This window comes from Paenibacillus sp. oral taxon 786 str. D14, assembly GCF_000159955.1.
Taxonomy (GTDB): domain Bacteria; phylum Bacillota; class Bacilli; order Paenibacillales; family Paenibacillaceae; genus Fontibacillus; species Fontibacillus phoenicis.
The window spans coordinates 449706-467779 of record NZ_GG695971.1; the positions used below are offsets into that span (position 1 = coordinate 449706).

The window sequence follows — 18074 nt, forward strand, 5'->3', positions numbered from 1 at the left end:
GAGCGCCTCCCGTCCTACCGCGCCGACTGCGCGCTCTCGCTCGGCCGCGAGGATGAGCTGGAGACGGCGGCGCACCGTCTCTACGCTGCGCTCCGCCGCTTCGACGAATGCGGCGTCACCTATATCCTCGCCGAAGCCTGCCCCGAGGAAGGGCTCGGCTCGGCGGTGATGAACCGGCTGCTGAAAGCCGCCGGTCACCGGGTGATTGACGCCGGCGGAGATTCGGAAGAGGGCAGGGGGTGAGGTCATGATCCGCATCGGCCTGGCCGGCTGGGGCGATCATGACGATTTATACCCTGCCCGAACGCCGGCCAAAGACAAGCTCGCTTGGTACGCGAAGTATTTTAACGTGGTAGAGGTGGACAGTTCGTTTTACGCCGTACTGGGGGAAGAGGTCTATCGCCGCTGGTTGGCGGAGACGCCGTCCGATTTCACGTTTATCATCAAAGCGTACCAAGGGATGACCGGACATAGCCGGGGGAAATCGCCGTTTGGCGGTCCGGGGGACATGTTCCAGGCGTATCTGGATTCGATTCGCCCGGTGGTAGAGGCGGGCCGGCTCAAGGCCGTGATGTTCCAATTCCCGCCCTGGTTCGACTGCACGGCGGAGCATGTCCGGCAGCTGCGCGCGATCCGCAAATGGATGGGGAACCTGCCGCTAGCGCTGGAGTTTCGCCATCAAAGCTGGTTCACGCCCGCTAACCGAGAGCGCACATTGGAGTTCATGCGCCAGGAGGGCTGGATCCATATCGTTTGCGATGAGCCCCAGATCGGACGAGGCTCGGTTCCCACGGTGCTGGAACCCACTGACCCCGAGTTAACGATCGTCCGCATGCATGGGCGAAATGCCGCAGGTTGGAGTCAAGCCAGCGCACCCAATTGGCGGGAGATTCGTACGTTGTACCGCTATTCGCTGGAGGAGTTGCAGGACTGGGTTGGAATGTTGGACCAGTTGTTCAGCCAAGGGACGAAGGAGATTTGTATGATCTTCAACAACAATTCCGGCGGAGATGCAGCGGCAAACGCTCTAGACATGATGGGCCTGCTGGGCCAATCGCCGCGCGAGCTTCCGCCGCGTCAGATCGATTTGTTCGGCGGTTGGGAAGATTAGTGGAATGAACGCTTCACCTGCTGAACTAAAGGGCGAGCTTAAGTACGATTCGTACCGTAGAGGCTCGTTCGGCGCTTTTGGCAGTGATTAGCGGTAAAAACTGGCGTTATTTTTAGAGGTAAGGCCTTGTTTTGCGCAAATAGCGGTAAATCGTGGTGTTATTTTTGCGGATATCGGGAGAACGGCCGACTAGAGGGCGAATTAGCGACATAAAATACCGTTAATTGTCCGATCTCCCCCAAATGTTGAGAAAATAACGCCATCTTTTACCGTTAATTCCACGTTGGTGGGGGATCCGCGCCCCTCGATTCCCCCTTCTCACCCAAAGCCCCACGTGCCCCTTAAGTCATGAACCGGGACCTGTCCGCATATGGTTGTACAAAAGACGGAACAAAGGGGACTAACGGTTATGACAGAGGCTTATGAGCGGCTGGGAGAGCTGGTGACGATCCTGCTGATGGCGATTGCGCTAGGGATGGATGCTTTATCGCTGGGCGTCGGCATCGGGATGAAGGGAGTCCGGCGGAAAGATGCGTTCCGTATCGGGACGATGGTGGCTCTCTTTCACGTGCTAATGCCTCTGTTGGGGATCGCGGCGGGACAGTATGTCGGCGCGCTGCTCGGAAGCTTGGCACGATACGTGGCAGGCGGGCTTCTATTTCTGCTGGGGACGCATATGATCGTCAGCTCGGTTAAAGGCAGCGGTGTACAGTCGATCAACCACCGGACCTGGTTAGGCGTGCTGCTGTTTTCGCTGAGCGTCAGCATCGATTCGTTTTCCGTTGGCGTGTCGCTGGGCATGTTCCAAGGAGACTGGCTGCTGACGGTGCTGGCTTTTGGATTTTTTGGCGGTATCATGTCCTTGGTCGGGCTGGCGATGGGGCGAGGGGTGGGGCGTTCGCTGGGCGATTACGGGGAGGCGGCCGGCGGCGCGATCTTGCTGGCGTTTGGACTATTGTTTATCTTTTGAAACCGAGGCCTTTCGTGATAAAATAAGGTCCAAACGCGGGTAAGCCTTCCCGCTGAATATGGAGGTGAAAGGGCATGCGCATCTTGTTTGTGTGTACCGGAAATACCTGCCGCAGCCCGATGGCCGAAGGTATGCTGCGCAAGCTGGCGCGGGACCGGGGGCTGGACGTGGAAGTCCGCTCGGCTGGCGTAGCCGCCATGAAAGGGGCCTCCATTTCCCGTCATGCGGAAGCCGTGCTGCGGGACCGGGGGATTAAGGATACTTTTGAATCTACCCCTCTCTATGCCGAACTGGCGGAGTGGGCCGATCTGATTCTGACGCTGACGCAAGGGCATAAGCGCCAGGTGATTCATTCATTTCCGGAGACAGCCGATAAAATATTTACATTAAAAGAATACGTTGAAGAAGACGCCTCCATATTAGCTACCTTGGAGGAGTTCCGGCGCCTCGCGGCGGACCGGGAGCTGGCGCGGGCGCTGGGGAACGAGTGGCCTGCGGAGCAGCAGCGGCGGCTGGATGAACTGCATCTTCGGCTGCCCGCTTTCGATATTTCCGATCCGTTTGGCGGTTCGCGAGCGGACTATGACCGAACGGCGGCGGAGATCAGCGCAGCGCTGGAGAAGCTGATCGCCAAGCTGGAGCGCGGCGAGGGGCATTAAACCAGTTGCATTTGCTTCGCGGATGCTTTATTCTAATAGCAGAAGTTTTAGCTCCGATGTAACTGGCGACAAGAGTGGATCAAACCACGATGGAGCATCGGAGAATACGGCCGGTCGCCTGGGCAAAGAGCACGACGCACGTAAGTTGCGTTATGCTCTTTTTTTGTTGGTTGGTTTTGAGTGAAGCGGACGGACATCCGTTTGCGGTGCGCCTTTCTCTGATATAATAAGGACAGTCTTTGTGACATGTTTTATGGTTTACGGAGAAAGGAGCTGGCATCACATGGAACGTGAAAAGCTCGGAACCCTGCGGACACAGGTAGCAACGATTGCGGAGGAAGTGGCCGCTGCAGCTCATCTGGGTCCGGGGAAGCTGCTGGTCATCGGGGCCAGCACCAGTGAAGTGGCGGGCAAACGAATCGGCACAAGCGGAGCTGAGGACATCGCGGCCGAGCTGTGGGCCGGGATCGAACAGGTTCGGGCCAAATACGGCTTTGACGTCGCGTTTCAATGCTGCGAGCATTTAAACCGTGCGCTGGTGGTCGAACGGGCGGTGCTGGAGCGGCTTTCCTTGACGGAGGTGGCTGCGGTTCCCGTGCCGAAGGCGGGCGGATCGATGGCCGCTGCAGCCTATCGGCGTTTGTCGGCCCCGTGCTTGGCAGAAACGCTGGAAGCCCACGCCGGGATCGATATCGGCGAAACGCTGATCGGCATGCATTTGCGGCGGGTGGCTGTGCCGTTTCGTCCTTCACTGCGCCAGGTTGGGCAAGCGCGCGTTACGGCAGCGACGACCCGTCCGAAGCTGATCGGCGGGGAACGGGCGGTTTATACGCTGCCGCCGGATTCGGATTCCACGCTTTGCGATGAAGAATAGGCTTTGATTCTAAGGAGGATAACGGAAGATGGAAAATTTGAGAAAGCAAGATCCGGCTGTGCTGGAGGCCATGAATCTGGAGCTGAAGCGTCAGCGCAACAACATTGAGCTGATCGCTTCCGAGAACATCGTCAGCGAGGCGGTCATGGAAGCGATGGGATCCGTACTCACGAACAAATACGCCGAAGGATACCCGGGCAAACGGTATTATGGCGGCTGCGAACGTGTGGACATTGTGGAAAATATCGCCCGCGACCGCGCAAAAGAACTGTTTGGCGCTGAGCACGCCAACGTTCAACCGCATTCCGGTGCGCAAGCGAACCTTGCGGTTTACCTGGCTGCCCTCAAAACCGGTGACACCGTGTTGGGGATGAACCTGGCGCATGGCGGCCACTTGACCCACGGCAGCCCGGTTAACGCTTCCGGCTTGTACTATAATTTCGTGGCTTACGGTGTACAAGAAGATACGTTCCTGATCGATTACGATGAAGTGCGCAAAGCAGCGTTTAAACATCGTCCGCGTCTGATCGTTGCCGGGGCGAGCGCTTATCCGCGCATTATCGATTTCGAGAAGCTGGCTTCGATCGCAAGCGACGTAGGTGCGCTGTTCATGGTCGACATGGCGCATATCGCTGGTCTTGTGGCTGCAGGCTTGCATCCGAACCCGGTGCCGCATGCTCATTTTGTGACGACAACGACCCACAAGACGCTGCGCGGACCGCGCGGCGGGATGATTCTGTGCAAACAGCCATGGGCAGCTGCCATCGATAAAGCGGTATTCCCAGGTACACAAGGCGGCCCGCTGATGCATGTGATTGCTTCTAAAGCAGTTGCATTGGGCGAAGCGCTTCAGCCTTCTTTTAAAACCTATGCCGAAAACGTCGTGAAAAACGCCAAGGTCCTGGCGGAAACGCTGATGGCCGAAGGCCTGAACATCGTGTCCGGCGGCACGGATAACCACCTGATGCTGGTGGATACGCGCAACCTGAACATCACGGGGAAAGACGCTGAGCATGTGCTGGATTCGATTGGGATCACGGTGAACAAAAACGCGATTCCGTTTGACCCGACCAGCCCATTCATCACCAGCGGTATCCGTATCGGTACGCCGGCTGCCACTTCCCGCGGCATGGATGAGGAAGCGATGAAGGAAATCGGGCAGATCATCGCTGCCGTGCTGAAATCGCCGAAGGACGAAGCAGTGCTGGATAAAGCACGCAAACAGGTGTCGGAATTAACGGATCGGTACCCGCTGTATCCGAACTTGCAGTATTAATTTGATCAACGACAACGGCAGGCCTTTAGGCCTCATAACAAAGCCGGGAGCGTCTGCTCCCGGCTTATTGGCGTTTCACTTCTGGTACGTGGGGAATCTTCCGGCTGGAATGGCAGCTTGGAAGGGTGAGAATTTTTTCCAAATTGTCAAGAATGCCTGAGAGGAGAAGTGGGGCTTTTGGGCGTCAGACGGCTTATTTATGGGGGTGAGTGACGTTTTTATGACGGCTTTCTGACAAGTTGGCTTGAGGGTGAAAATGCCATCTTGGAGTGATATAATAGACAAGATTTGTGGAGCGTTCGAAGAATGGGAACGAACAAGCAAGTAAAGACTTAGCATTAAAACCGGAGGGACGAACGAAATATGAGAAAATTGGTGGTATGTGATCACCCTTTGATTCAACACAAACTGACTTTTATCCGCGACATGCGCACGAACACTAAGGATTTTCGTGAACTGGTAGATGAAGTAGCGACGTTGATGGCTTATGAAATTACGCGGGACATTCCGCTCGAGTCAATCAAAGTGCAGACGCCGGTTGCTGAGGCCGAGTCGAAGGTCATCTCTGGGCGGATGCTGGGGCTGATTCCGATTCTCCGCGCCGGGCTGGGCATGCTGGACGGAGTGTTGAAGCTGCTTCCTGCGGCGAAGGTGGGACATGTCGGCTTGTTCCGTGATCCGGATACGCTGCAGCCAGTTGAGTATTACATCAAGCTTCCTACGGATGTTCAGGAGCGTGAGCTGATCGTGATCGACCCGATGCTGGCTACTGGGGGATCCGCTATTGCGGCGATTACCGCGTTGAAGAATCGCGGCTGCACGCAGATCAAAATGATGAACCTGATTGCCGCGCCGGAAGGGGTCAAAGCCGTTCACGACGTGCACCCGGATGTAGACATTTATGTTGCGGCATTGGACAGCCACCTGAATGAGCATGGCTATATCATTCCAGGCTTGGGCGACGCCGGTGATCGGTTGTACGGCACGAAGTAAGCCAAACGCCTGAATAGGAACTCCAACGTCTTAGGAGATGGTTGGGGCGAAGGCGTAGGGCATAGGGCCGGTTTAACGGCAAATTGTACCGTTAATTTTCTATTATTTGCGCAATGAAGAGAAATAACAGTAAATCCTGTCTCTAATTTGGCCGATCTCAGCGAAAATGCGGGATTGCGCCGAAATTAACGGTAGCTTTTACAGCTAATCGAGGCACTTATGCCGGATATCCCAAAATTAACGGTAGCTTTTACAGTTAGTTGCTGCGAGACAGGCAGACGACAACAACTTATTTTGATTACCTCTATATGGAAGGAATTGAGTAGGGTGAGCAAGATTAAAGTAATGACGATCTTCGGCGTTCGACCCGAAGCGATTAAAATGGCGCCGCTGATTCTGGAGCTGCAGAAGCATCCCGACAAAATCGAATCGGTGGTGTGTGTAACGGCCCAGCACCGTGAAATGCTTGATCAGGTGCTGGACGTCTTTAAGATCGTTCCGGACTATGATCTGGACGTCATGAAGCCCAACCAGACGCTGAACGAAATTACGATTCGTGTGCTGCAAGGATTGGAGGGCGTCCTGAAGGAGGCCAAACCCGACATTGTGCTTGTGCACGGTGATACGTTAACGACTTTCTTGGCAAGTTATGCTGCTTTCCTGCAACAGATCAAGGTGGGGCATGTCGAGGCCGGATTGCGGACGTGGAACAAGCTCTCCCCTTATCCAGAAGAGATGAACCGGCAGTTGACCGGCGTTTTAGCTGATCTTCATTTTGCTCCGACGGAATGGTCAGCTGGAAATTTACGTAAGGAAAATAAACCGGAGTCAGCTATATATGTCACAGGCAACACGGTGACAGATGTGTTTCAATATACAGTACAGCCGAATTACACAAATTCTGTGCTGGACTGGGCCGCTGGAAAGCGGCTTATTCTCATGACGGCGCACCGCCGCGAGTCGCAAGGCGAACCGCATCTGAATATCTTCCGCGCCGTAAGAAGAATTGCCGATGAGTTTGAGGATGTAGCCATCGTGTACCCGGTTCACCCAAGCCCTGCGGTCAGGGAGCCGGCTTATGCAACGTTGGGCGATCATCCCCGTATTAAACTTATTGATCCATTAGATGTGGTGGATCTGCACAACTTCTACCCTCATACGCATTTGATACTTACGGATTCGGGCGGTTTGCAGGAAGAGGCACCATCCTTTGGTGTTCCGGTGCTAGTGCTTCGTGATACGACGGAGCGGCCCGAAGGGATCGAAGCGGGGACGCTGGAGTTAGTCGGCACAAATGAGGAGATGGTTTATGAACGGACAAAGGCGTTGCTTAGCGATCAAAAGCTATACGAATCGATGAGCCGGGCAGCGAATCCGTACGGTGATGGACAAGCATCTCAAAGAATTGTCAATGCGATTTGTCACCATTTTGGATTTTTGAAGGATCGTCCGGAGGAATTTCACAGAAAGTTCACAAACTAGCGAAAATTTGTTTTGATCGCGAGCCCAAAAAAGTATACAGTATTACTGTACGCTGTATGCGTTTTATTCAGGATTGCAAGGGCAAATTTAGCATTTCATGGCTTTAAATCACTAAAAAACCTCAATTGACAATAACTCTTCACAATTAGTAAAATAAATTGGGATTATTAGGGTGATTTGAGATGAAAGACCCGATTAAACCTGATAAAAACAACAACAGCGTATGGAAGGCTGTCGCTGTGGTAACCGCTTTAGGAACGAACTTTGCCGTGTGCGCTGTGGGAGGTTACTTCCTTGGCGCCTGGTTGGATAAGCTGTGGTTCAAGAATGGACTGGGCATTGGCCTTGGGGTTCTGATCGGCATTGCAGCGGGTATTGTCGGCATTGTCGCTCTAATTAAGTCGGTTGTGGGAGGAAAAGATGGATGAGCTCTCGAAATACAACCGCGCTCTAACAGCCGGAACCCTAGGTTTCTTGGCCCTGTGTTTTCTGGGAGGCGCTTTATTGCCGCAGTATCAAAGCATTATGCTCGGCATCGCGCTCGGCTCAGCGGTCAGCTGGATTAACGCGGTTTACTTAGGCCGCAAAGTCCGGCAAGTGCTAGATGCCGCGGTTAACGGTGGTTCGAAGCGGTTGAACATGGGGTTTCTAACCCGTGCAGCACTGGCGGTTCTAGCGGTTTTTGCCGCAATGAAATATCCGCAGTATTTTAACGTGTATGCGGTTGCCGGCAGTCTGGTTTTTGCGCAATTTTTTCTTCTTTTTATAGGTATTCGTTTTTCTCGTAAGCCTTAAAGCTTGATAGCATTTCAACTTGGAATGGGGGTGAGAAAACATGCATGAAGCTCCGGTCATAGAGTTGGGCGGTCTGCATTTGGACTTGTCCATCATCTTGATGCTGGTGGTGACCTGCACCATCGTGTTCGTCATCGCGCGTCTAGCGACTCGGAATCTATCCGTAGAGAATCCCGGCAAGCTTCAGAATTTCATGGAGTGGGCGGCTGAGTTCGTTCAGAACTTGATCTCCAGCACCATGGATCTGAAGAAGGGAAGACCTTTTCTCTCCCTGGCCATGACGATGATTATGTTTATCTTTGTCGCCAACATGCTAGGGCTTCTGTTTGGGGTCGTAACGGAGTATGATGATCCGGCGAAAGCGAAAATTTTCGGTCAGGAAATCACTTCGGTTACGAAGGTGCTCGCGGAAGAGCACGAGAAGCATCCGGGTGAGGAAGCTCACGCCGAGGTGGCATGGTGGAAATCGCCGACAGCTGATCTCAGCGTAACGATGGGTCTGGCCTTGCTCGTCTTCACATTGTCCCACGGTTTGGGGATGGTGAGAAACACGAGAAATTATTTTAAGCATTACGTTCAGCCCTATCCTTTGTTTCTACCAATTAACTTGATTGAGCAGCTCTCGAAGCTGGTAACGCATGGCGTTCGTCTTTACGCGAATATCTTCGCAGGCGAGGTACTGATCTCCACCATTATGACGTTGGCCAAAGCAAGCGTGGTTGGTGCGATCTTCTCCGTTCCGCTCTTGATGGTATGGGATGGATTCAGTATTTTCGTAGGTGCTATCCAGGCTTTCGTCTTTGTCATCTTGATGATGGTTTATATCTCGCAAAACCTGGAAAGTCACGAAGAGCATTAACCGGGCAGTGTTGGAAGCCCGCATAAGCTAGTCTAAGTTTCAAGTTACGGATTGGAGAACGACTTCAACCTGACTGAACTATAAAAATTGATTTTACTTAAGGAGGATATACAAAATGGGAGCAATGGCATTATTAGCAGCAGCTATCGTAGCAGGTTTGGGCGCATTTGGCGCAGCGCTGGGTAACGGTATGGTTATCAGCAAAACAGTTGAAGGGATCGCTCGTCAACCTGAAGCGAAGTCCACTCTGCAAACAACGATGTTTATCGGCGTAGGTTTGATCGAGGTACTTCCGATCATCGGCGTGGTCCTGGCATTTATGTTCTTTGGTCAGGCTTAATAAGATTTTTAGAAAAGAAATGGCGGGGAAGGCCACAGACGTCCTCGCCTTCTTTTTAGCCCAGGGCGGGCGATACGCGATATGCGGATAGGCTTCGGAAAGGAGTGACTTGAGTTTGGAATTCGTATGGGAAAACACCGTCCTCGCATTGATTGCGATCGGGATTTTATACTTCTTGTTGAACAAATACGCATTTGGTCCGCTGTTTTCCGTGATGGAGAAGCGTCGTGAACTCGTTCAGCAACAGCTGAGTGAAGCGGCGCAAACACGTGAACAGGCAAATGCTTATGTGGAGGAGCAAAAAGCTGCCCTTCAGCAAGCACGCAAAGAGGCGTATGAAATTATTGAACAATCCAAGCAGACGAGCAGCAAGCAAGCCGCTCAAATGCTGGAGGAAGCCAAGAACGAGGCGGCCCGCTTGAAGGAAGAAGCGGTACGCGACATTCAGAACGAGAAGAACCGCGCGGTGGAACAACTTCGCAGCGAAGTGGGCGCTGTGTCGGTGAAGATCGCATCCAAGCTGATCGAGAAAGAAGTCAGCGAAGACAGCGTTCAAGGCGAACTGGTTGACAAGTACCTTAAAGAGGTCGGTGGCCGCTCATGAGCCGCGAGACCGTAGCTGCAAAACGGTATGCCAAAGCATTGTATGAGATCGCTGCGGCGGAAAGCCGGACGCTGGAAGTTGAAGAAGAGTTGAAAGCACTGGCGGCAGCTTTCCAGGCAGGGGATATTGAGCATTTTCTTGCCTCACCGAAGATTACGGAATCGGCGAAATGGGAAGCCATCTCCAATGCGATTGAAGGCAAACTGTCCAAACCTGTAGTTTCGACGGTGAAGCTTCTGGTAGAACGCGGAAGAATCGGACTCTTGCCGGAGCTGGTAGACGCTTACGTGAGCATTTCCAGCGAAGCGCTTGGACTTGCCAATGCGTTGGTGACAACGACTTACCCGCTTAGCGAAGAGGAGAAGCAGCAGGTTGCTGCGGAGTTCGGCGCCCTCTTAAATAAGAAGATTCGCGTCGAGAACGTGATTGACAAATCGTTGCTTGGCGGGATGAAAGTACGAATTGGCGACACGTTGTACGATGGAAGCTTGGCCGGGAAATTGGAACGGCTCGAAAAGTCTTTTCGAAGACAAGCATTGTAGATAGGGGTGAAACACTTGAGTATCAGACCTGAAGAGATTAGTTCTCTGATTAAAAGTCAGATTGAACAATATAAATCGGAAATTGAAGTGGCCGAAGTCGGCACCGTTATTCAAGTTGGCGACGGTATCGCCCGCGTTCACGGCTTGGAAAACGCCATGGCAAACGAGCTTCTGGAGTTCGAAAATGGCGTATTTGGCCTTGCCCTCAACCTGGAAGAGAGCAATGTGGGTGTCGTAATCCTCGGCCCTTACAGCGAAATCCGCGAAGGCGATCAAGTGAAACGGACCGGCCAAATCATGCAGGTTCCTGTAGGCGAAGCTTTGCTGGGTCGCGTTGTGAACCCGCTGGGTCAACCGATCGACGGTAAAGGACCTATTGAAACGACGGAATTCCGTCCAGTAGAAAATAACGCTCCGGGCGTTATCGACCGGAAATCGGTTCATGAACCGATGCAAACCGGGATTAAAGCAATCGACTCGATGGTTCCGATCGGCCGCGGCCAACGGGAGCTCATCATCGGTGACCGTCAAACCGGTAAAACGGCGATTGCCATCGATACGATCATCAACCAAAAAGGCAACGGCGTGAAATGTATTTACGTAGCGATCGGTCAGAAGCAATCGACCGTTGTTAGCGTTGTTGAAACGCTTCGTCGCCATGGTGCTCTCGATTATACGATCGTGGTATCGGCTTCCGCTTCGGAACCGGCACCGCTTCTCTACATTGCTCCTTATGCCGGCGTAGCTATGGCGGAGTACTTTATGTACAAAGGCGAGCATGTGCTGATTATCTATGACGACTTGTCGAAACAAGCAGCAGCTTACCGCGAACTTTCCTTGCTGCTCCGTCGTCCTCCGGGCCGCGAAGCGTATCCGGGTGACGTCTTCTACTTGCACTCCCGTCTGCTGGAACGTGCAGCCAAACTGAGCGACGAGCTTGGCGGCGGATCGATCACGGCGCTTCCGTTTATCGAAACGCAAGCTTCCGACGTATCGGCGTACATTCCAACGAACGTCATTTCCATTACCGACGGTCAGATCTTCCTGGAGTCCGACCTGTTCTACTCCGGTCAACGTCCAGCGGTTAACGTGGGTATCTCCGTATCCCGGGTCGGCGGCTCCGCGCAAATCAAGGCAATGAAGAAGGTTGCCGGTACCCTGCGTCTGGACCTCGCCCAATACCGCGAGCTTCAAGCGTTCTCCCAGTTCGGTTCCGATCTGGACAAATCGACGCAAGCCCGGTTGACCCGCGGTTCGCGCATGATGGAAATCCTGAAGCAAGGCGTCAACCAACCGTTGGCTGTTGAGTTGCAAGTAGTCAGCTTGTATACCGCAGTCAAAGGTTATCTGGATGATATTCCATTGGCGGACGTTCGCCGCTTCGAAGCGGAATTCCTGTCCTTTATCCAAAATCAGCATGACGACGTTCTGCAGTCGATCCGCGACACCAAGGATCTGACGCCAGAGAACGAAACGAAGCTGAAAGAAGTTATTGAGCAATTCAAACGCGGTTTCGCGACTACGGCATAAGAATGTTCTTGCGGCAAACCGGCCTTGGCTAAGCGCAATGCCGGTTTACGCCTTTGTGTAAAAATACTTTGGCTCTGCCAAAGTTAAGCTCATGCTTACGAAGTTAGTTTTGGCTTCGCCAAAACTAAGCACATGCTTACGAAGTAACTTTGGCTCTGCCAAAGTTAGGCTCATGCTTACGAAGTTAGTTTTGGCTTCGCCAAAACTTTAAGGTGGTGAAATCATGGCAAAAGGGATGCGCGAAATCAAGCGTCAGATTAAAAGCGTTCAGAACACCCGGCAAATCACCAAAGCGATGGAAATGGTAGCCTCGGCGAAGCTGCGGAAAGCGCAGGAGAGAGCGCAAGCTGCTCGGCCTTACTCGGAGAAGCTGAAAGAGGTGGTATCCAGCATCGCGGCTGCCTCTCAAGGCGTCAGCCACCCGATGCTCGTGTCGCGTCCGGTTAAACGGACCGCTTATATCGTGATCACGTCTGACGGCGGATTGGTTGGCGGATATAACGCGAATATTTTGCGGAAAGTAACGGATTTGATCCGTTCTCGCCATGCCTCGACTTCGGAATACGAACTGTTCATTATCGGCCGCAAAGGCAGAGACTATTTCAAACGCCGCAATTATCCGGTTGTCCATGAAGTGACTGAGCTTTCGGACTCTCCGAGATTTGCGGATATTAAGTCGTTGACCTATGCAGCGGTGCAAGGCTTCGAAACCGAACGATTCGACGAAATTTACATTTGCTATAACCGGTTCATCAATGCGATTACCCAACTGCCAACCGTGGAGCGCCTTCTCCCCTTTGATTCGGTGGAGAGCGAGGCGCCGGTCAGCAGCTATGAGTATGAACCTTCGCCGGAAGGCGTATTAGAAGTGCTTCTTCCGAAATATGCCGAAACGTTGATCTTTGGTGCGCTTCTTGACGGTAAAGCCAGTGAGCTTGGTGCGAAAATGACTGCGATGGGCAGCGCGACCAAAAACGCGACGAAGATGATTAATGAACTTACCCTGACGTACAACCGCGCTCGTCAAGCGGCGATTACGCAAGAAATTACGGAGATCGTGGCCGGAGCTAACGCACAAGGCTGATCGTTCCGGGCAGCAATTTTAGGAGGGAAACGAAGATGAACAAAGGACGCGTTGTCAGCGTAATGGGTCCGGTTGTTGACATCGAATTTGAGCGCGGTCAACTCCCGGAAATCTATAACGCAATTAAAATTGAGAAGCAAGACGGCCAGTCTGCTTTGGTTCTGGAAGCTTCCAATCATCTGGGCGATAACCTCGTTCGTTGTATCGCAATGGCCTCGACAGACGGCCTTGTGCGCGGTACGGAAGCAATCGACTTAGGAGCGCCGATTTCGGTTCCAGTCGGTTCGGCGACATTGAGCCGCGTATTTAACGTGCTGGGTGAGCCGATTGATAACAAAGGCGAAGCCAACAGCGAATTGAGATACCCGATCCACCGCGAACCGCCGAAGTTCGAAGATCTGTCGACGCAAGCGGAAATGCTGGAAACCGGGATCAAGGTTATCGACCTGCTGGCGCCGTATGCCAAAGGCGGTAAAATCGGCTTGTTCGGTGGTGCCGGCGTAGGTAAAACCGTTACAATTCAGGAATTGATCCATAACATCGCGCAAGAACACGGCGGGATCTCCGTATTTGCCGGCGTAGGGGAACGTACCCGTGAAGGGAACGACCTTTACATGGAAATGACGGAATCCGGCGTTATCGAGAAAACGGCGATGGTCTTCGGACAAATGAACGAACCGCCAGGTGCACGTTTGCGCGTTGCCTTGACGGGTCTGACGATGGCGGAATACTTCCGCGACCAAGAAGGCCGCGACGTATTGCTCTTCATCGACAACATCTTCCGGTTTACGCAAGCGGGTTCTGAGGTTTCCGCGTTGCTCGGACGGATGCCTTCCGCAGTAGGTTACCAGCCGACGCTGGCAACTGAAATGGGTCAATTGCAAGAACGGATCACTTCGACGAAGAAAGGTTCCGTTACCTCGATTCAAGCGATCTACGTCCCTGCGGACGACTATACGGACCCGGCTCCGGCTACGACGTTTGCTCACTTGGACGCAACGACGAACTTGGAGCGGAAAATTTCCGAGAAAGGGATCTTCCCGGCCGTGGACCCGCTGGCTTCCAGCTCGCGGATTCTGACGCCGGAGATCGTGGGCGAAGAGCACTATGCCGTAGCCCAAGGCGTAAAACAAATCTTGGCTCGTTATAAAGAACTGCAGGATATTATCGCGATCCTTGGTATGGATGAATTGTCCGACGACGATAAAACGCTCGTTGCCCGTGCTCGGAAAATCGAACGCTTCCTGTCGCAGCCATTCCACGTGGCTGAGCAGTTTACGGGGATTAAAGGGAAGTATGTGCCGATCGCCGAGACGGTCCGCAGCTTCAAAGAAATTTTGGAAGGCAAGCATGACGACCTTCCGGAAGCGGCGTTCCTGTTCGTAGGAACGATTGAAGAAGCTGTCGAAAAGGCCAAAACGCTGTAATTCGAAGCCGAATCCGGATGCTTCAGAAATGAACTGTCCCACGAACAGGAGGGATAAAACTTGAGCACCTTTTTATTGGAAATTGTTACGCCGGAGCATGTGGTGTTCTCGAAAGAGGTTGACAGCTTAACGGTCCGCGGCGTTGAAGGGGAGTTTGGCGTTTTGCGGGGCCATATCCCGCTCGTGACTCCGCTGCAAGTTGCCCCGGTGGTTGCGAAAACCGGCAAGGAAGAGACGTATATCGCCGTACACGGCGGATTCATCGAAGTACAGGGCGATAAAGTGATCGTGCTTGCCGAAAGTGCAGAGCTGCCGGAAGAGATCGACCTGGAGCGGGCCATCGCGGCACGTGAGCGTGCGGAACGCCGATTGGCGAATCGCAGCAACCAGGACCGTATCGATCATCGCCGCGCAGAGCTGGCGCTGCAACGGGCGGTGACCCGGATTAACGTGGTCAGCAGCCGCAAACAGCAATAGACTGCAAAATAACGGGCACCTCTTGAGGTGCCTGTTTTTTCTTTCAGAATGACGCCAGAATGATATTTTGGTAATAGATGCCGTTGGAAGCCTTTGCATTACAAAGAAAAGCTGGATTATTACGGCGATGCCAAGTATGATATATAAGGTCTATATTTTTACAGGATAGTAACCGATATATAAATACGTCCCTGTGCAACTTGGATTGATGTGTCAGCGTCAAAGGGGAAGATTAACCGTTTAGGTACTTGCTGCATAAATATAAACGTGATGGAGGATTTATTATGAATCCCGTCGACCAGGTAGCGGCTTCGGTTGGTGTAAACGGCTTGACAGCGATCCTCGTCTCCTTGGCCTGTGTGGTGCTGTCATGGTGGGCGCTGCAGAACTTGAAGCTGGATTTATTGATCCGGCACCCTAAGAGCCCGCAGGGCAAGCTGCTGCACCTGCTGTTGGCGATCGTATTAGGCCGTTTCGTAGCCGCTTTTATTATGGATTATTGGCAATATACCCAAATGCTGAAGTATATGTTTTGAGCATTAAACTGAGTGTTTGTGGGGTTCGTCTACAGACAGATCAGGAAGGAAATTGTCGAATAACATCATTTCATTGTGTCAACAATGGTGAATAAGGACTACAACTCGAGAGCATGTCCATAATCGGGGCAAGAAGCGATTTCTGTGCCAAAACACGCTTTTTCGACAAGATTGGAGCCTTGTGTGCCTTAAATGACCGGTGATATGATGAAATTTAGGGAATGAACCAGGTAAATCTTTTTCCAAATCGGGAAAAAAAGTGAAAATGAACGCGCGGAGGGAACCATGATGAGCAAATTTATCGTCCGCGGTGGCAATGTTTTGGCCGGGAACGTAAAAGTCAGCGGTGCTAAAAATTCAGTGCTACCGATCATTGCAGCGTCTTTACTGGGTGAAGAAGGAGTCAGCGTCATTCGCGATGCGCCCCCTCTTGACGATGTAATGACCATTAATAAAGTGTTAGAGTCGCTAGGAGCAGCCGTTACCTATGACCGAGAGGTCATTACTGTTGATGCGCGGCAAATCGCTTCTTGCGAGGCGCCTTATGAATGGGTGCGAAAGATGCGGGCGTCTTTTCTTGTCATGGGTCCGTTGTTAACAAGAATGGGATTCACCCGGATTTCCCTCCCGGGTGGCTGCGCGATCGGGACCAGACCGATTGACCAGCATCTGAAGGGCTTCGAAGCGATGGGTGCAGAGATCACCCTCGGCCACGGGTTTATCGAAGCCAAGACGAACGGCCGCCTCCGCGGAGCCAAGATTTATTTGGACGTTGCCAGCGTAGGTGCAACGGAGAACATTATGATGGCGGCAACCTTGGCGGAAGGCACGACCATTATTGAAAATGCGGCCAAAGAGCCGGAAATCGTTGATTTGGCGAACTACTTGAACAGTATGGGAGCCGTTGTCCGCGGAGCGGGAACGGGCATGATTCGGATTGAAGGCGTCGAACGGTTGCGTGGATGCGAGCATACGGTGATCCCGGACCGGATCGAGGCGGGTACGTTTATGGTCGCTGCGGCCATTACCGGTGGGAACGTCTTTGTTGAAGGTGCGATTGCCGATCACTTGGGACCGGTCATTTCCAAGCTTGAGGAAATGGGCGTTACCGTGGAAGTACAGGAGAACGGAGTACGTGTGATTGCAGACAAACCGCTGAAAGCTGTGGATGTTAAAACGTTGCCGTATCCGGGCTTCCCAACCGATATGCAAGCGCAAATGATGGCGTTGCTGCTTGTATCTGAAGGAGCTAGTGTCATTACCGAGACGGTATTTGAAAACCGCTTTATGCACGTGGATCAGTTCCGTTTAATGAATGCCGACATTAAGGTGGAAGGACGCAGCGCGATTATCTCCGGGAGCAATAAGCTCAGCGGAGCTAAGGTTTGCGCCACCGACCTTCGTGCCGGAGCGGCACTGATCTTGGCAGGACTGGCAGCGGACGGGACGACAGAAGTCAGCGGTACGCATCATATTGACCGGGGATATGTGGATTTGGCCGAGAAGCTGTCCGGCCTGGGCGCGGACATTTGGCGCATTTCGGTCGAAGAGACCGCTCCGGAAACCGAGAAAGTATCGGCTGCTGCCAAAGAGGAAATCCCGGTATTGAAAATTCAGCCCTCTTGGGCTTAAGGTGAAGTTCATAGATGTAAGATAAACCATGCCGTCGGCATGGTTTTTTCTTTAGCTGAAATGCTCCAGCACCACTTTGCCAATCGTTCTTCCGGTCTCGATGAGCGCATGGGCTTTGCGGAGATTGGCGGCGTTGATGGGGGATAGCTTTTCTGCTGCAACAGGGTGATGCCGCCCCCATGTTCTTCCAGTGTTTTTCTGCGGTATTCAAGCAAAAGATATAGTCAACATGTTCATACCCCAGCGCTTGGAGTTGGGGAACAAAAGGTTCAAAGTGATTGATGACCTCATCGGCACCAAGCTCCTTCACCCATTTCACCGATTCAGGACGGGAAGCCGTGCCGATCACCGTAAGTCCGGCATGCTTGGCGAGTTGCGTCGCGATAGAACCAACTCCTCCGGCGGCGCCAATGATCAAGAGCGTTTTTCCGGCATTCCTTTTTCTATAAATATAGAAGTACTTGCAGAGGATTCGAGAAATCGGGTCCTTTTTTGTGTTCTATCAATTCCTCAAAACTCATATCTATAAGTATAGCGGGCAAACGATATAAGGGCAGAAAGCTAGGTTACTAGCTCGCTAGCACGGCAGCATGATGAGGGCGGGGGGGAATCAATCGATGCAGGAACGATCTCAGGCAGTAAAAATCAATGTGGCACCTCGCCGAGAGGTAAAGCAAAATCAAGAAGAAAGCAGCAGCCTTCAGATAGACAATAAGGCAGCGATCCGCCCTTTAGGGCATGACGAAGCGAAAACAACCACAGTGTCGGCACCCGTATCCATGATGAAGGTTCGTCCAAAATCGGAACAAGCAGTTGAATTGAAGCAGGAACGAGGGCAGGGAGGAGTCGCGAAGCAAGGAAGTGGGGGAAGCGAGAGGCCGGC

The 18074-nt window shown here is 52.7% G+C and carries 21 protein-coding genes, 1 pseudogene and 1 riboswitch; of the genes and pseudogenes, 21 read left to right on the forward strand and 1 reads right to left on the reverse strand.

Annotated elements, in window-relative coordinates:
* From POTG_RS05050 to murA, 20 genes are all read left to right on the forward strand, one after another.
* The coding region (locus POTG_RS05050) for a Sua5 family C-terminal domain-containing protein (protein ID WP_009223728.1) at positions 1-243 on the forward strand (243 nt) is incomplete at its 5' end.
* Positions 244-247: 4 nt separating this feature from the next.
* Positions 248-1111, forward strand: a complete 864-nt coding sequence (locus tag POTG_RS05055; protein ID WP_009223729.1) for a DUF72 domain-containing protein — start codon at positions 248-250, stop codon at positions 1109-1111.
* A 409-nt stretch (positions 1112-1520) separates the two neighbouring features.
* Positions 1521-2081 (forward strand): manganese efflux pump MntP, encoded by a 561-nt coding sequence (locus POTG_RS05060; protein ID WP_009223730.1) that lies wholly within the window; start codon positions 1521-1523, stop codon positions 2079-2081.
* A 74-nt stretch (positions 2082-2155) separates the two neighbouring features.
* A complete protein-coding gene (locus POTG_RS05065; RefSeq protein ID WP_009223731.1) occupies positions 2156-2740 on the forward strand; it encodes a low molecular weight protein arginine phosphatase in 585 nt (194 codons plus the stop codon).
* 48 nt (positions 2741-2788) lie between these two features.
* A riboswitch (ZMP/ZTP riboswitch) is annotated at positions 2789-2871 on the forward strand.
* Between the two features lie 152 nt (positions 2872-3023).
* The gene (locus POTG_RS05070) at positions 3024-3614 is read left to right on the forward strand and encodes a TIGR01440 family protein (protein ID WP_009223732.1); all 591 of its coding nucleotides are present in this window, start codon (positions 3024-3026) and stop codon (positions 3612-3614) included.
* A gap of 28 nt (positions 3615-3642) precedes the next feature.
* On the forward strand, positions 3643-4890 hold the full coding sequence (gene glyA, locus POTG_RS05075) for a serine hydroxymethyltransferase (protein ID WP_009223733.1): 1248 nt from the start codon (positions 3643-3645) through the stop codon (positions 4888-4890).
* 363 nt (positions 4891-5253) lie between these two features.
* Positions 5254-5883 (forward strand): uracil phosphoribosyltransferase, encoded by a 630-nt coding sequence (upp, locus tag POTG_RS05080; RefSeq protein WP_009223734.1) that lies wholly within the window; start codon positions 5254-5256, stop codon positions 5881-5883.
* Positions 5884-6210: 327 nt separating this feature from the next.
* A complete protein-coding gene (wecB, locus tag POTG_RS05085; RefSeq protein ID WP_028538171.1) occupies positions 6211-7365 on the forward strand; it encodes a non-hydrolyzing UDP-N-acetylglucosamine 2-epimerase in 1155 nt (384 codons plus the stop codon).
* A gap of 182 nt (positions 7366-7547) precedes the next feature.
* Entirely contained in the window at positions 7548-7793 is a 246-nt protein-coding gene (locus tag POTG_RS05090) for an AtpZ/AtpI family protein (protein ID WP_009223736.1), read from the forward strand.
* Positions 7786-8160, forward strand: coding sequence for an ATP synthase subunit I (locus tag POTG_RS05095; RefSeq protein WP_009223737.1), 375 nt, complete (start codon positions 7786-7788; stop codon positions 8158-8160). The genes POTG_RS05090 and POTG_RS05095 overlap by 8 nt, the downstream gene beginning before the upstream one ends.
* A 40-nt stretch (positions 8161-8200) precedes the next feature.
* A complete protein-coding gene (atpB, locus tag POTG_RS05100; RefSeq protein ID WP_009223738.1) occupies positions 8201-9019 on the forward strand; it encodes a F0F1 ATP synthase subunit A in 819 nt (272 codons plus the stop codon).
* A 115-nt stretch (positions 9020-9134) separates the two neighbouring features.
* On the forward strand, positions 9135-9359 hold the full coding sequence (atpE, locus tag POTG_RS05105) for a F0F1 ATP synthase subunit C (protein ID WP_009223739.1): 225 nt from the start codon (positions 9135-9137) through the stop codon (positions 9357-9359).
* Positions 9360-9474: 115 nt separating this feature from the next.
* On the forward strand, positions 9475-9963 hold the full coding sequence (atpF, locus tag POTG_RS05110) for a F0F1 ATP synthase subunit B (RefSeq protein WP_009223740.1): 489 nt from the start codon (positions 9475-9477) through the stop codon (positions 9961-9963).
* Entirely contained in the window at positions 9960-10505 is a 546-nt protein-coding gene (locus POTG_RS05115; protein ID WP_009223741.1) for a F0F1 ATP synthase subunit delta, read from the forward strand. The genes atpF and POTG_RS05115 overlap by 4 nt, the downstream gene beginning before the upstream one ends.
* A 15-nt stretch (positions 10506-10520) precedes the next feature.
* Positions 10521-12035 (forward strand): F0F1 ATP synthase subunit alpha, encoded by a 1515-nt coding sequence (gene atpA, locus POTG_RS05120; protein ID WP_036644204.1) that lies wholly within the window; start codon positions 10521-10523, stop codon positions 12033-12035.
* 223 nt (positions 12036-12258) lie between these two features.
* Positions 12259-13119: an ATP synthase F1 subunit gamma gene (atpG, locus tag POTG_RS05125; protein WP_009223743.1), complete on the forward strand. Its 861-nt coding sequence runs from the start codon at positions 12259-12261 to the stop codon at positions 13117-13119.
* A gap of 35 nt (positions 13120-13154) precedes the next feature.
* The gene (atpD, locus tag POTG_RS05130; protein ID WP_009223744.1) at positions 13155-14546 is read left to right on the forward strand and encodes a F0F1 ATP synthase subunit beta; all 1392 of its coding nucleotides are present in this window, start codon (positions 13155-13157) and stop codon (positions 14544-14546) included.
* A gap of 60 nt (positions 14547-14606) precedes the next feature.
* A complete protein-coding gene (locus POTG_RS05135) occupies positions 14607-15023 on the forward strand; it encodes a F0F1 ATP synthase subunit epsilon (RefSeq protein ID WP_009223745.1) in 417 nt (138 codons plus the stop codon).
* Positions 15024-15307: 284 nt separating this feature from the next.
* Entirely contained in the window at positions 15308-15559 is a 252-nt protein-coding gene (locus POTG_RS05140; RefSeq protein ID WP_009223746.1) for a DUF1146 family protein, read from the forward strand.
* 288 nt (positions 15560-15847) lie between these two features.
* Entirely contained in the window at positions 15848-17191 is a 1344-nt protein-coding gene (murA, locus tag POTG_RS05145; protein ID WP_036644207.1) for a UDP-N-acetylglucosamine 1-carboxyvinyltransferase, read from the forward strand.
* Positions 17192-17242: 51 nt separating this feature from the next.
* Here murA and POTG_RS23045 read toward each other — a convergent pair.
* Positions 17243-17618 (reverse strand): annotated as a pseudogene (locus POTG_RS23045) (zinc-binding dehydrogenase); the annotation flags it as partial.
* A 190-nt stretch (positions 17619-17808) separates the two neighbouring features.
* On the opposite strand from POTG_RS23045, the gene POTG_RS24635 reads away from it, so the two are divergent.
* The coding region (locus POTG_RS24635; protein WP_036644209.1) for a hypothetical protein at positions 17809-18074 on the forward strand (266 nt) is incomplete at its 3' end.

What these genes read in the sequence shown, in the direction of transcription:
- POTG_RS05055 (WP_009223729.1), top strand. Translation starts at nt 248, where the DNA reads ATGATCCGCATCGGCCTGGCCGGCTGGGGCGATCATGACGATTTATAC.
- POTG_RS05060 (WP_009223730.1), top strand. Translation starts at nt 1,521, where the DNA reads ATGACAGAGGCTTATGAGCGGCTGGGAGAGCTGGTGACGATCCTGCTG.
- POTG_RS05065 (WP_009223731.1), top strand. Translation starts at nt 2,156, where the DNA reads ATGCGCATCTTGTTTGTGTGTACCGGAAATACCTGCCGCAGCCCGATG.
- POTG_RS05070 (WP_009223732.1), top strand. Translation starts at nt 3,024, where the DNA reads ATGGAACGTGAAAAGCTCGGAACCCTGCGGACACAGGTAGCAACGATT.
- glyA (WP_009223733.1), top strand. Translation starts at nt 3,643, where the DNA reads ATGGAAAATTTGAGAAAGCAAGATCCGGCTGTGCTGGAGGCCATGAAT.
- upp (WP_009223734.1), top strand. Translation starts at nt 5,254, where the DNA reads ATGAGAAAATTGGTGGTATGTGATCACCCTTTGATTCAACACAAACTG.
- POTG_RS05090 (WP_009223736.1), top strand. Translation starts at nt 7,548, where the DNA reads ATGAAAGACCCGATTAAACCTGATAAAAACAACAACAGCGTATGGAAG.
- POTG_RS05095 (WP_009223737.1), top strand. Translation starts at nt 7,786, where the DNA reads ATGGATGAGCTCTCGAAATACAACCGCGCTCTAACAGCCGGAACCCTA.
- atpB (WP_009223738.1), top strand. Translation starts at nt 8,201, where the DNA reads ATGCATGAAGCTCCGGTCATAGAGTTGGGCGGTCTGCATTTGGACTTG.
- atpE (WP_009223739.1), top strand. Translation starts at nt 9,135, where the DNA reads ATGGGAGCAATGGCATTATTAGCAGCAGCTATCGTAGCAGGTTTGGGC.
- POTG_RS05115 (WP_009223741.1), top strand. Translation starts at nt 9,960, where the DNA reads ATGAGCCGCGAGACCGTAGCTGCAAAACGGTATGCCAAAGCATTGTAT.
- atpG (WP_009223743.1), top strand. Translation starts at nt 12,259, where the DNA reads ATGGCAAAAGGGATGCGCGAAATCAAGCGTCAGATTAAAAGCGTTCAG.
- atpD (WP_009223744.1), top strand. Translation starts at nt 13,155, where the DNA reads ATGAACAAAGGACGCGTTGTCAGCGTAATGGGTCCGGTTGTTGACATC.
- POTG_RS05140 (WP_009223746.1), top strand. Translation starts at nt 15,308, where the DNA reads ATGAATCCCGTCGACCAGGTAGCGGCTTCGGTTGGTGTAAACGGCTTG.
- murA (WP_036644207.1), top strand. Translation starts at nt 15,848, where the DNA reads ATGAGCAAATTTATCGTCCGCGGTGGCAATGTTTTGGCCGGGAACGTA.